The sequence below is a fragment of the Pseudochryseolinea flava genome (assembly GCF_003286915.1).
GTDB lineage: Bacteria > Bacteroidota > Bacteroidia > Cytophagales > Cyclobacteriaceae > Ohtaekwangia > Ohtaekwangia flava.
In genome coordinates this window covers 238,864-252,313 of sequence record NZ_QMFY01000004.1, presented here as the reverse complement: position 1 = coordinate 252,313, position 13,450 = coordinate 238,864, and the positions used below count along the sequence as shown (strand labels likewise).

4 protein-coding genes are annotated in these 13,450 nt (G+C 44.7%); 1 reads left to right on the top strand and 3 read right to left on the bottom strand.

The features are described from left to right. Positions 1-92: 92 nt before the first annotated feature. Positions 93-9,491 (bottom strand): fibronectin type III domain-containing protein, encoded by a 9,399-nt coding sequence (locus tag DQQ10_RS10565; RefSeq protein WP_112746828.1) that lies wholly within the window; start codon positions 9,489-9,491, stop codon positions 93-95. A gap of 267 nt (positions 9,492-9,758) precedes the next feature. After that, complete coding sequence (locus DQQ10_RS10560) at positions 9,759-10,886, bottom strand: acyltransferase family protein (RefSeq protein ID WP_112746827.1); 1,128 nt, start codon at positions 10,884-10,886, stop codon at positions 9,759-9,761. 106 nt (positions 10,887-10,992) lie between these two features. Here DQQ10_RS10560 and opgC point away from each other — a divergent pair, with 106 nt between their 5' ends. Further along, positions 10,993-12,204 carry an OpgC domain-containing protein gene (gene opgC, locus DQQ10_RS10555; RefSeq protein WP_112746826.1) on the top strand — a complete coding sequence of 404 codons (1,212 nt, stop codon included), beginning with the start codon at positions 10,993-10,995 and terminating at the stop codon, positions 12,202-12,204. Positions 12,205-12,206: 2 nt separating this feature from the next. Here opgC and DQQ10_RS10550 read toward each other — a convergent pair whose 3' ends face one another. Beyond that, positions 12,207-13,448 (bottom strand): hypothetical protein, encoded by a 1,242-nt coding sequence (locus DQQ10_RS10550; RefSeq protein WP_112746825.1) that lies wholly within the window; start codon positions 13,446-13,448, stop codon positions 12,207-12,209. Positions 13,449-13,450 lie beyond the last annotated feature (2 nt).

Here is a 13,450-nt window from a genome sequence, read left to right as displayed (position 1 = left end):
TAAGGAAACATTGACCAAAAGCTCTCATAATGGGAAAAGAAAAGGACCATCCTTGGATGGTCCTTTGCCGTGTTTAACGATCGAGCCTTCGATTATTCTTTGATGAAGCGTTTTTCGTATTGCGCCGATGCACTTACCAAACGGATTGTGTAGAGGCCACTACTGAATTCTTTGGTTGAAATAGCAATGCCATCTTTCTGATTAATCACTTGCCCTTGCTTCACGGCAGTCCCTAGTGCGTTAACAATTTCGATTGTCAAGACCTCGCCAGATCGTACAGCATGGGGAAGTAACATCATGAACTGGTTTCGGACCGGATTTGGGAAAAGGGTAATTGCATCGTGGCCTTCAAGCTCAATGTCCGTCACGGCAAAAAGAACTGGAGCTGATGAGACTTCACATATTGCGCCTCTCGCCACTACCGAATACTCACCAGAGATGGTTGGTTTTAAGGTTGAGGTGGTAGCCCCATCGATCACGGCGCCGTCAAGCGTCCACTGGCTTGCACCTCCATAGCTTGATACCAACGTGCTTTCATCAATTGAGATCACTGGCTTAGGAACAAATGTTAACTGTATCGTCGCCGGTAAAGTCTTGACTGCACATCCCTCAAAGCTTGCATTCAATGTGAAATTATTCATGCCTGATACTAGCTTTTCAGTGTCTATTGAAATATTTAAATCGGTTCCCTTTCCAATCAATTCCTTCACGCTTTCAGTGCCATTCATAAGTTGATACTGAACACCACGTTGCGCTGATTTAACTATTATCATCGCCGCGTTATCACCACAGACTTCTGATGTTTGACTTTGCATAATAATAGATTGGTCAATCGCAGGTTTCTTTAAAATCAATTCAAAGCGCGTATTCCCCTGAGATACGGGATCTGATGTTACATCGAACGTATACGTGGAGGCTTCTTCCAATGCTGTCGAGGCTGAAGTGAAATGATCCACCAGGGTTACATCCACATCGAACGCAAAAGATGTTAATTGATTAAAGGTGAGTTTGTATTGACCAATCGTTGACGTTGCAACATTGAGGCTAATACGTTTTTCGCAGAACACCTCGGATGTCGTACTGATCGCAAGGTCATTCGCACCTTTACGTGAACTTATATTGAAAAAGCTATTCGCTAACTTGTAAGCGTCACGGCGTTCATCGATGCCTTCAATACCATCACTTACGAAGTGGATAAAAGCTTTATCACTCAATGCTCCTTTGGAGAGCGTAATTTCCACAAGGTTCTGAATGGTAGCTTCACGTTGGAAGGTGCCACGGAGCGTATCATATTTTGCATCTTCTGTTATGGTTAGTGTAGGAGTGTCCTCTCCAATTGCTTTCACCCAGAAAGATTGGCCTTGATTGATGATTCCTTTTGGAAGATCGCCAACCGATCCATTCCAGACTTTGACTGTCGATACTAGCACATTATTAATAATTTCGTTGCTCCGCACATACACAGAACCGTTCAATCCCGTTGATTGCCATCCAGCCGGTTTCCATTGAATAGGCGATGCGTACGGATTTCCTAAAAGATTCCAGCCGTTTAAAGGCTCGACATCGACTTCGCCTGTACCAGGTGTTTCATCACCTGTCAATCCGGAAAAGGTGAAATTTCCCTGATGAATTGGTCCGTTAATACGAAGTTTCTTCGACGTGTTTCCATTGAAGATGTAGACAGAGTAACCTCGTCCCAAATTCATTACTTCCGAGCCAGATGCTGATGGGTAGCCTATCCAACCACCGTTCTCTCCATCATAGTAGAATAGCGAATGTGTTGTGTTTGCGTTTGAGCTGCCTGAGAATGGCCCCACAATTGGTAAAGTCGCGTCCCACTGTTTGACGGTACTACCGTAGATTGGTGTCGAAAGATAGCGGTAAGCTTTTCCTTTAGGATCGAGATATCGTTGAAATTCTACTTTGCCAATCAACAGGGCCGAAGCTCCCATCTTTGAAATACGTGCTGTACCGTTCGCATCAGATACCAGTGACATGAGGTCGTTTGAGTTTAGTCGTCCATTGGTCATGTCGATAAGTTCACGAATGTAGACACGTGAACGCATGTTCAACTGCCCACTTGGATTCGCGTTCATGTGCAGCGACTTGATCGTATCTGCCCCAGCAACAAAATAAAGATTTGAAACTGCTGTACCAGAACTATTCACCGTAATGTCGGACCCTGAAATTTCTAATCTACCTGTTTGATTCGACGTGTTAACACCTCCAGTACCCTCAATTACAAGTGCATTCGTTCCGAGGTTTAGTGTCGCGCCGTCTTCGATCGTTAATCCGCCGCCATTAGCAGTACCGAGTGTTAATGTTTTGGGTGTTGCACCTTCGGCCACTGAAACAGTGCTTCCGTTACTAACAACGATGCGATGGAAACGAATTGCGTCTTCATTTGCATTTATACTTTGATTAGTTCCCGAATTGAAGTTTACGGTTATCAACTGCGCATCTGTCGGTGTTGCAGGTGTTCCCTGTATCGTAAGGTTACCAGAAATATTCAGTACGGTATTGTTACCCATGGCGCCATTCATCAAAACGCCATCAGCGATTTGCAAATTTCCGTTAACTACGTACGTTCCGGTGGCGAACTCTTTTGTAGAATTTGTACCACTCAGGATCATGTTTCCGTAGTTAGCACCCGGGATCGACCCTGGGTCTGCTGTAAAGGTAATTGTTGAAGTAGGAGCGAGTGTTCCAAACACGGGTGCTGTTGCCGAGTTGACAATCACACTACCGGTGTGATTGACATCGACGATCGCCGTAACAACATTATTGATGGTTAGTGTGAACGCCGTATCAACAATCATTTTGGAATTCGTTCCACTAATGATCCAAGGAGCATTAACACTTGCAGAATGTGTGAGCATGAAGTGCTGATTGTTGACGGTGAAAGAAGATGGATTTGCACCTGTTCCGTTCTCATTCGTTCCCCATGAGCCAAGCAGTGTAATATCGCTGGCTGGCAATGGATAATAAAGCGTCGCTTCTGTGGATGAGTTAAGTGTTGTGACTTGAAGTGCGTTACTGAAGCCAGATCGATTTCCTTTGCTATCGACAGCGCGCACACTTACACTATACATGGTTGCTGGTTGTAAATTGGTGATGATCGCGAAAGTGTCTGGTACCGTTGCAACCAAATCAGATCCAAGGAATACTTCATAGGACGTAACAGCAATATTGTCTGTTGATGGCGACCACCCAACCTGGAATCCCGCATCTGTAATATTCGACGCTACAAGAGCCTGTGGAATAGTCGGCGGTTCTGTATCAAAAATCGCACTTACAGGTGTGTATGATCGGATTTCTAACGAATTCCACACGCCATAACGCGCTTCGTTGTTACTCTTGATACCAAATGAAATGGTGTTATCACCTTCTGGATTAACGCCACGAATCGTAACTGTTTCCGTACTGTTTTTTCCATTGAACTGTGATAAGGTTGTTGTTCCCACAATATAGTCCGTCGCTACTTTCACACCGCTGAGTGTAGCAGCGGTCCACTCACTACCCAGGAATACTAAGTCATAAGTATAGTTAGGATCGAGCTGTGACAACAAATATTGGTTTGGTGCTTCGAACTGCTCGTAGTAATAATAGTTGGACAGCACTGCGTCTGGGTAAACGCCACTGTTGTTACCGGTGGAGAATCCAGTGTCATTTCCAGAGCCGCTGCCTTGTGTTTCTATACTAAGATCAACGGTAGTAGGTGTACTGTTTTCGTCCATCAAGTTGTTGAACGACATGCCAGCAACAGGAACGCTCGCCGTGTTGTTCCAAGGAGCAGGTGCCTGTAAATGACCGCCTGCAGTACTGTAGTTCAAATTAACCTTTATGATTTTGTTGTACGTCGTCGCCAATGCATCATTGGTATATGCTGATGCCGGCTGCGCTGTTTTGACTGCACGTATTCGATAGATATAACCTGTGTTCGGTGTTAAGCCAGCATCGGTATAGTTGTCGACACTCGCGGCAGTTGTATGAATCACCGAGAAAGGTCCAGCTTGATTCGTGGCACGCGCGATTTCAAAGCCAGTTTCATCAGACGCGTTATCGAACCATGTTAACTTAATTGCAGTTTTTGAAGTAGCCTCTGCAACTAAATTGGTTGGTTTACGCGGTGAGTTGCCTGGTGTGTACGACTCGATTACCAATGCGTTCAGATAGCCATCACGTTGTGTTATCGCAGGACTTGCGTTTACGTTTGCACCACGTTTTACATTGATCGAAATAATTCCACTGGATGGTTGTATTCCTATAAATCTTACGGTATTCGATTTGTTCTTGGTCGTATTTAAAGTTTTTGTGACACCGTTAATGGTATACGTTGTGTTTGCAAACCAGAATTCATTGATACTACCGAGAAGCACGATGTTATAGCGCTTGTTATTATCTAAACCGAGAATCGCCAATGTTGCACCCGTTGTCGTTGAATTTGTCGTCCAGCCACTTTGTATCACATTGTCAGGATATACACCCGAATTGTTCCCAGAATTTACACCGCCTGTGTTGACGAACGATGTCCAGTTGGTTCCGGAAATCGTAACGCCGGAAGTGTTTTGTCCTGATGTGTTAAACAGTGCGGTACCATCGCCATTTGTCCTGTTGTTCCAAGGAGCGGGAGCATCGGATATCGTACCAGCGCCGCGCAGGTTTACAAAGAATGCTTCATCCAATTCAGCGTCAAGCACGATAATCGATACATTAGTAAGCTCTGATTGCGCCGTGAGATTGTCTGTTGCTCGTAGTGTGAAACTGTACGAACCGATGTCGGTTGTTTGAGGAATCAGACGAATATAGCCGGTGCCATTTCCGTTATCGACTAGCGTAGCGAAGGCAGGAAGATTTAATGTGGAAAATACAATCGGATCTCCCTCGGGATCGGTAGCACTGATATTATGTTGGATGGTTTGTCCAACGCGTACAGTAATTGTTCCTGGATCGTTGATGATCGGAGCACCATTAGGCGTTGTTACAACCAGCGGTGTCGTTTCATTAAATCCATGGGCGTTAACGGCTCTTACCTTGTAGTAGTAGGTTGTTCTTCCTTGAACTGGTGTATCGACAAACGTAGTTTGTTCGGCAGGTACTGTGCCTACATTCGAATACGTTCCATTGACAGTGGTTGATCGGAAAATTTGAAAGCTGGTTTCGTTGAAGCTGTTGTCAGTCCAAGAGACATTCACGGTGTTGTAGGTTGGAGCACTGAGTGTCAAACCACTTGGGGCAAGAGGAGGCTCTGGCGCTGGGTACTGTGCTGACATGACAAGCGCGTTGATATAGACGTTTCCCGTAGTAACACCGCTAGGTCGAGATACCGCTATCGTAATGGTACCATTTGATGCCGGAAAGATATAACCGCTCGTCGTCACAGTGGTCGTGTTGTTGGCGTTGCTTTGTGTAAGGGTGGTAGGCGTTGCACCGGTAATCAAATATTGCGTGCTCGATGCTGTTCCTACACTTGGCCCTGCTCCGTAAATAGCAAATCGATATTGTAAAGCTGGGTTGAGGTTCTTGAAGGTCAGGACTGATGTACCGCCTCCTTTCTTGTAGAAAGATTCTCTCACCTTCTTCGTGTAAAGCGTTCCGGGGTCGCCGGTGAGTGCTACGGTGTATGGATTAGCGTCTGTCCAATTGAAACCTGTATTAAAATTGATAAAACGTAGCGTAGCGCCTTGATCATCTTTCAAGTTAGCAAGATCGATTGTTGTCCCACTAGTCGTACCTGGTGACCCCGTGTTATTCCAGGGGCTCCCTTCCGCGTAGTTTGGTGTGGCATTCATCGGTGTATTGTACACAAAGTTCATCGACACGGTAAAGAAATTATCAACTGGCAGAACAGTTACTGTGAACGTCTTTGTGGTGATGCCATTGCTGGCGTCTTTAAAGTCAACAGACATATTGTAAATTCCTGCTTGACCGACAGATGGTGAGAAGTTAAGTGTTAGCGTTCTTGCGGACGTTCCTGTTCCCGTCCAACCTTGTGTCGCGAAAGAGGGGAGTCCAGTAATTACCGGCGTCACTAGTGTATTGTTACCTTCGTTATCCGTAACCGTTAAAATTAATGGTGTAGTGCGCCCTTCTTCAGTCACTAAGCTATTCGTGAAATTTGACGGGTTAGCAGCGGTAACAACAGGTGGTGTGTTCGATCCAAACGTAATGGTGAACGGATCTTGTGCTGAGGCAAGACCATCGCTACCCGTTGCGATAATGTTGTATGATCCGGCAGCGACATTTGTAAAACTTAACACTGCGCGCCCATAACCGTCGTCAGTAAAAGATCCTCCTACAGGCAGTCCTGGCGAGCCTCCTGTCGTGAAGCTAAAACTTATAGGATCATTGTCCGGATCACTTACGATGATCTCCAATGTCTGTGCAGTTCCAGACGCAGCCGTCATTGCCTGATCAGGTACGTTTTGAATTGTAGGCACACGATTAGGTGTTGTTGCACTGACGGGCCCATTATAGGCTGAGTGCGTAGTACCTGTGCCTCGTGATCTTACCTGATAGTAAATCGTTGAATGCCCATTCACTTGGGTGTCACTATAGGTAGTCACGTTCGCGTTGACAATAGCGAGGGTTACGAAACCAGTTGATGGTGAAGATGACTTCTGAATTTCGAAACCTGTTTCATTGGTACTATTGTCCGTCCAAGAAAGATTTACTTGTGTCGCTGAAATTGCATTTGCAGCAAGTCCAGTAGGAGCGTTAGGAGCCGACGGAGATGCTGATGTTGTTCGATTGACCGGGCCTACCAATGCTGATGCATTGTTCGAACTGAGTGCGCGTATTTTATAAAAGTGCGTGCTACTTGGCGCTAGACCCGTATGTGAAAATGTCGTTGAGTTCGCAGGTCTAACAGCAATTACCTGGTAGGTTCCGTTAGACGATGACGAACGTGAAATTTCAAATCCTGTTTCGTTGTTACTATTGTCTGTCCATGTGAGATTGATCTGACTGAAGGAAAAAACACTCGCAGAAAAATTTGAAGGTGCCGCTACCGCTGGCGGAGGTGTCACTGCATCTTTAAATGCGGCATCTGGAATTTCTGCCTTCGCAATGCCAGGGCCAGCCCATCTCACCGTGAGACACTGCCCTGAAGTTTTTTCAAAGTATAATGCTCTGATCGGATAAGAACCAGCGCTTAAGGAAATGGGAGTTCCGGTTTTCTCACTACAACCATGTGTGCCATCATGATTGACAACAAGTACGTTGTTCACATACAATGCACTTCCTTCATCTGACTGCAAATAGAACGTGTATGATCCAGTTGTAGGTATATTGATAAATCCTTCATAAATAAAGGCAAACATGTCTTCACGTGTTCTCGGCGAAATCAGAAACCGACTAACATAGCCATTTTTGATCACCGAGCTTTTCGACACGATATCATTCACGGTAGAATAATCATTGTTGTGATGATAGTAGGTGTAATACAAGCCTGAGTTAATGGCACTCGCAACAATTTGATTACTTGGCGGCGATGTATTATTAGCTACATCGCGTGCGCGTACAACATAGTTGTATGTTGAAAAAGCAACGAGTCCAGTGGCTTTATAAGTGGTGGTTGTCGCGGGTACCGTAGCAATCAACACGCCATTTTGGTAAACATCGTATTCATAGAGAGCCACGTTGTCAGATGCGCCTGCCCATGATAAATTGACCTCAGTTCTAGAAGCGCTGACTAAAGATAAAACTGGCGCAACGGGCGCTACGTTGTCGACGGCCGTACTCACCGATATTTCAGGTGTGTATGCAGATCCCCCAAAGTTGTTCACGGCACGCATACGGTAATAATAAATCGTATTTGCAGCAACGGTCACATCAGTGAAAGTTTGTGGATTCGGTGATGAGCTTGCAGGACGAATGCTTATAAGTTTATAGGCACTTCCTGGAGTTGTTGTTCTGTAAATTTCAAAGTTCAGTTCATTGCTTGAACGATCGTCCCAACTCAGCGCCACACTATTGGGGCTTGTTGTTGTTGCGAAAAAATTAGTGGGCGAAGCCGGCGCGCCAACACCGTTCGATGTGGTTACGACGACGGGGGAAGATGAAGCACTAATACAGCCCTGAGGAGCGCCCCTATATTCCGTTGGTGTTTCTCCGTTGGATTCGAGACCACTACCAGCGGCATCTTTTGTTTGCAAGGTGTAAGAACCTGCCGTGCTTACCGTGATGTTTTGTGTTGCCGGCAAGGATGTATTTGGAACCACATTCCAAGTGTAAAGCGCTTTCGATGCTGGGCCCGATAATATAACTTCGGGACTTCCATCAAGTGGAACGAGGTTCACACTTCCATTTGCAGAAATTGTTGGTGTTGCCGATGGACCTTTATTGCTGTCAATAACAACGGCTGGTGACCATCGTGTCCACGTCGCTCCACGTCTGAATCGTCCGTAGTAGCTGCCCACGCCAGACGCCGCACTTACCACTTGTGTGACAGTGATTTCATTCGATGTTGAGATAACAGCGCTTGTTGTGTCATTCTTGGTCCATTCATATCCACTGAAGCCTGCTGTAAATCCGATCTTCACCGAAAAATTCTCACCCGGACAAAATGATGTTTGTTGCCTTTCAACCCACGGGTGATACTTGCGATAGCTTAAGAACCACGAGAAGAAATCGGATTTATTGTATTCGTTATTCCAAATCGAGTGACCACCATTTGGATAATAGGAGTAGCGAATGTTTCCTCCGATGCTCCGAATTTGCTGCACCATTTCATTTCCCATCTCTTTTGTGGGAGCGCCGTCCAATCCACCTTGAGCGTGTCTTATCGGTACATGTTTGTATACGTTCATGTCGCCCGTAGTCCCATTCCAGAAGTTTGATCCAGCGGCTGACATTGGGTGGATAGCAGCAAAGTATTGTGGGTAATTGGCAACGAAGATCCACGCACCTTCACCACCCATCGAAAGGCCGTGAATGTAAACTCTGTCTTCGTCGACCTTATAGTCCGCAATCAGTTTATCAACAATGTACTTAACGGCCTTAATATTATCGAGACCCCAATAGTTCTGGTTGTTTATAGATTTTCGTATTTGAGGATAAATTACAAAACCGGGAAACGTTCCATTTTGTACTGCGGTTTGATGGCGTTGACCGCCATGCACCATTTGTTTATCATTATCTTGTTCACCCACCCCGTTGTTCGGGCTGCCATCGTAAACGCCCGACTCGCCGCTTCCGTGAAGAAAAATGATTAATGGATATTTTTTTCCGTCGCTCGCACACCGGTCAAATCCGTTGGGAGATAGCATGCGGAAACGCATCCAGCTGGCTGATGTAGGGTCGGGGTTATTATACTGATAAGAAGCATAAGCAGATGTGTTCCAAGATTGCACGGGCGTATAAGTGAAATCTTGGAACTCAGGCATGGTATTGCTCGGGGGGCAATTCTGTGCATTACCAGCAAGTGCCAAAGAAAGGGACATAATTACCGAAAGGACATAAGCTCTTATCGGCGTGCCAGATTTTTTCATGAGGGTCGAGGGAACTGTTTAATATTCGTTGTGAACAATATGTACTGATCTCATTAATCGCCGTAAGATGCGCGCAAGTAACCGAAATTCACGTGCTCAAAATGATTCTTCGTCGACGCATTTTACCGATAAGTCGTGAATCAATAGACTATGCAAAACTATCGATTGAGCAGGAGATTTTAAGGGAGAAAGTCTGATTTTTCAGGTCGTCAGACTATTTCCATTATTCTTTTTTTTGTCGGGGGAAAATAGCACCCCAACGTTCAACTACCGGAGTTTGGGAAAGTAGTCTTTGAACCCCAGGAACCGCTTTTCGAAGTAATTATAGCTCACATAAGACATCGCAAAGATGACGACAAAAGCGATGGCAAACGAAATAGGGAATGAGTGAATCAGCTTTTGGTCTACTTTCGACATGGCGTAAAGAACAGCAAAATGGTAGATGTACATGCCGTACACAATCTTTCCAATGTTCACGAGGATTGCGTTGTCGAAGATTCCCTTATAGTCAACACGTATGAGGTACAATATGACGAACGTAAAGAGGAAGTTGATCAGCGTGTAAGACCAAACATGCTGCAAGTTCTCGATCATGGCAACGGAGATTCCAAAGCTTGACCAATGGATGTTCATTCCTGCATTTCTTAACAGCGCATAATTTGTGAAGCCAGCGCCTAAGACGACCACCAAAGCGACCAAAGCCCATTTTCCGGGTTGTTGTATGCGTTCACGAAGCTTAAAGATTGGAATTGCCGCGCCAATCATAAAAGCATCGAATTGACTAAGCGTAAAGGCATATGTAATTTCACCTGTAAGCTCCGCGCCATAACCATGAGCCAATACATAATCTGTAAACCAGTAACGAAATACAGGTACGGCGAGGATCATCGCGACGATAACAAACTTGATCTTCTTTTCATCAAGGAAATAAATCAAGAAAGGCCAGACGAGATAAAATTGTTCTTCGACTGCGAGTGACCAAAAATGCATGAACCAAATGCCATCAAGACTCATGAAGTCGATGGACGGAAGAAGGCGCGTGTAATTATAGGTGAAAGAAAAAAGGAAAGGCGCACGGTCACCAAAATCCTCTGGTTTATGAAGTACAAGATACAGTACTGCGAAAGCAATAATGTAAGCAAAATACACAGGGAATATGCGAAGCATTCTGCGCCAATAAAATTGACCTGCATAAATCCCGAAAGGCTTATGCTTGGTGTTGAGCAAGATGTCGGTGATCAAGTAGCCGGACTGTACAAAAAACATCTGTATCCAAATCCAGGAAAATCCGAGCACAGTCCAGTCAAATCCACTGAGACGCATGAAGTGATAACAGATAACAAAGAAAATTCCGAAGCCACGGATGCCATCGAGTGAATTAATATACCTTCGCATGTAAATACATTTGGCCTGAAGTTATAATGAAGATTTTGAATTTTAACATGATACAAGGTATCAATAACTTGATTATTTTTTGGGCTGTCTATAACTAACCGTCTCGATGTCTTCCTCTTCCAAGCGCATCTACTTTGTTGACTTCGCGAGAAGCTTTGCCATTATGCTGGCACTTACAGATCATGGTATGAATGATTTTCACATTTGGGAAAATTATTCTATGCAAACCTTTACGGCGCTTAAAGTGCTTACAACTTCTGCAACGCCAACGTTTATCTTGCTTTTCGGAATGATGCTCGAAATCATCTATCTCGGAAAACTCCGGAAATCTGGGATGAGAAAGACGGCTGCGGGTTTAGTTAATAGAAGTTTCCAGTGCTACGTCGGATACTTCCTCACAACTGTTGCAGGCGTTATCGGCGGATTCAAAGTTCTAAAAGGTGCGTTCGCTGAAGTCATCTTTTTAGGCAACAACCATTTCGGCAACATATTAAAAATATATACCATCTTACTTTTGGTCGCCATACCCTTGGTGTGGTTCAGAAATAAATACGGGATGAAATGGACCGTTGTTCTTGGTTTTGCACCATGGTTATTATATCCGATTCTTCAATCGCTTTCACCCATTGACGGCAATATTGGGATTTTTACCTCATCGATGTTTGGTACTGGCGGACAAGGCGGCCCTAGCATTATGTTGTCGCTGAGCGTCGTCACAACTGGAATGTTGGTGGCAAGCTTTATCTCCTTCGAACGCAAATATGATTTTCAAAAGAAAACGCTTGCTGTCATATGCGCTTTTGGGTTGGCAGTCATTGCTATCTTTTTCATCGTTCCCGCACAACCGTTACATCATGAGTACACCACTAACGGTTATCGCGACGATAACAATGTTATCTATTACATATTCAGCACAACGCTTGGGTTGACCGTTGCGCTCATAAGTTCATTCATCATTCCGATCGGAAGCAGCATATCCAAACCGATCCATACGTTCTTAGCATTTGGTCGCTCATCACTCACAGCATTTACGGTCGGAAATATATTTTTGAATTTGACAGCGCTTACCGTGTTAGTACGGTATAGTTGGAATGAGCTCGCGGTGGCTGCGTTTGTCGCTGGTGTATTTTTAATTCTCCTCTTTTATGAAAGAGTTTATCCGACACTAGCCGTGGTAAAGTCTGCTCAGCATTTCTTCCGAGGGCTTACGGTACGGTATCACTGGTTTTATGTGAGAAGGATGAGTAATCTCTTTGCGACTGTCCTCGATGATCGTGGACGCAAACCACAAGGAAGACCTTCAAAGCATAGCGCCTAAATTCAAATTACTTTTGCGTAGGTATTCAGCGATAGAAATCCCATCGTGATACCAATAGCTAATCGTATCCAACGCCAATTATCTTTTTCATCTACTTTTGCGAAAAGGATTACGAGAAATGGTGCTGCTTGCGCTACGTAACGACTACTAAACTGGTGACTAATTTTTGCTGATGATGCCAGAATTGCCAACGATGTGAGCAGGGCAAATAAGTACATCGCATCATTGAGGTTCTCTTTTCCGCGATACCAACAGCAAACAAGGAAGTAAAATCCAAATGTTGCGAGTAAAGGTGAGATCAACTTCACATACATATTAAATGCATTCAAACCAGCAATTCGGATTACCGTCGTTGCCATCGGCGCATATTCATAGCCGAGTTCCATTAATCCGAGCGTGAAAAAGAATACATATGCACCCGCAAGGATCATTAAGATCGTGTTGTTGAAAACAAACCATTTCGGATAAATAATAAATCCGATCACACCGGCGTAAGCGCATGCAAGTAGGCCATGCCATGGTTGAATAGCACCTTCAACTTTTGGTTGTAATGGTGGTACCATTCCACCCCAAATCAAAAAAATGGGAATGATCATGGACAATGCAATCACAGCATACGGGATGAATGCTTTAGCAATCGGTACGCTACCGACTTTGAAGAAGCGAATCAATACGAGTACGCCGAAAAATGCAGGAAGAATAACAAGGTAAGGAGTACGCCCTAAGATGGCTAGCCCGCCGGTAATACCCATTAAAACACTATACAGCAAAACCTTTTTATGGTCATCTTGATTGTTGAGTAGCACCACGCCAATTAAAAACGACGTAGTTGCAAATAGCATGGCGGGCATCTCAGTAAGTACAAGCCCTGCGACCTGCCAGAGCGTGGTGATGGCTATGATGTGGAGCCCAAGGTATATCGCATGCTCCTTCTTTTCTGATTGACGGTAAATTTGAACGAGGATGCAGATGATTAAAAAGAAGAGTATCAGGTTAACGATCCTCATCGCGCGAGGCTCTAGTTTCGTAATTCCCTTTAGTGGAAGGTGAATGAATTCATACAACGGACCCGGCGCTTGGTCAATCATTTCTAAAAGAAAAGTTTTGCCGAACCCGTGCTCTTCCATCAGTAGTACATTAGGAGGGAAGAGTACTTCATCAAAAACAAATCCGTTCGGATTAAAAACTGCCGTGGCCGATAGAAGTATGAGTCCTGCGATGAGGACGATAAAATCTTTTCTCATGA